This is a genomic window from Psychrobacter sp. 1044, assembly GCF_904846525.1.
Lineage (GTDB): Bacteria > Pseudomonadota > Gammaproteobacteria > Pseudomonadales > Moraxellaceae > Psychrobacter.
This window is the reverse complement of record NZ_CAJHAZ010000053.1, coordinates 1-1089: the sequence shown is the minus strand read 5'-3', so window position 1 is coordinate 1089 and position 1089 is coordinate 1. Positions and strand designations below refer to the sequence as shown.

Genomic DNA, 1089 nt, shown 5'->3' with positions numbered 1-1089 from the left:
AGCCCCTATACAGACCTTTAGTAGCAAGGGTTTCAGAGTCCATAAGACGAGGTTTACCTGACAATAAGACGAGGTTTACCTGACAATAAGACGAGGTTTACCTGACAATAAGACGAGGTTTACCTGACAAATAACGAAAGGATTATTTGCTTTGTTATAACGAACAGTATATATTTTTCGTTATAAATTAAAAAGGAGCATTGAATGTCTAACCTTGTTGTGAAGACCAACCGTTTAAATACTGCTACACAAAACCTATCACTTACTGAAGTTCGCATCATGCAATTAGCTATTGTTGATGCAAGGGAAACAGGGTTAGGGCTAACATCAGACAGTCCTCTTACTATATCTTCATCAAGATATGCTGAAGCCTTTGGAGTGACAAGACAAACAGCATACGAAGTTATACTAAAAGCTGAAAAAACCTTATTTGACCGCCGTTTCTCATTCCTTGATGACGATGACAAAATGGTTAAATCTCGTTGGGTTCAACGTGTCAAATACCTTGATGATGAAGCTAGTATTGAAGTAATACTAACCTATGATGTAGTTAAGGAAGTCACACGTATAGATGGATATGAGCAATTTTTTACGCAATACCTGCTAGAACAAACGGCTCACATGAATAGTGCCTACTCTGTGCGCTTGTATGAACTGCTGGTGCAATGGAAGACTGCTAAGAAAACACCAGTATTTAATATTGAAGTATTTAGAGAGCAATTAGGTGTTGAGCCTACTGAATACAACCGAATATATGACTTTAAAAAGAATGTAGTTGACCTTGCAGTTAATGAGATAAACCAAAAAACAGACCTTAAAGTTAGTTATGAGCAAAAGAAAAAAGGGCGTAAGATTGTTGGATTTGAGTTCGCTGTTTTAACCAATAAAAAGACAAATAAAAAAGAAGTGGGTATTGAGCGTGATGCTAATACTGCGGATATGTTCACCATTGACGGCTTAACAGACAAGCAGCTGAAGCGCATTGTTCTTCATAAAGAATTTATCAGCACTTATGGGGGTTTGGCGACTGGTGACAATGGGCGTGACTGGAAGTTGTTTACTGAATTTATGGTGAATGAGATTAAGAAA

General features: G+C 37.5%; 1 protein-coding gene. It reads left to right on the top strand.

Annotated features, from left to right (window positions below):
* Nucleotides 1-204: 204 nt before the first annotated feature.
* The coding region (gene repM / locus JMX82_RS14145) for a replication initiation protein RepM (RefSeq protein WP_201541004.1) at nt 205-1089 on the top strand (885 nt) is incomplete at its 3' end.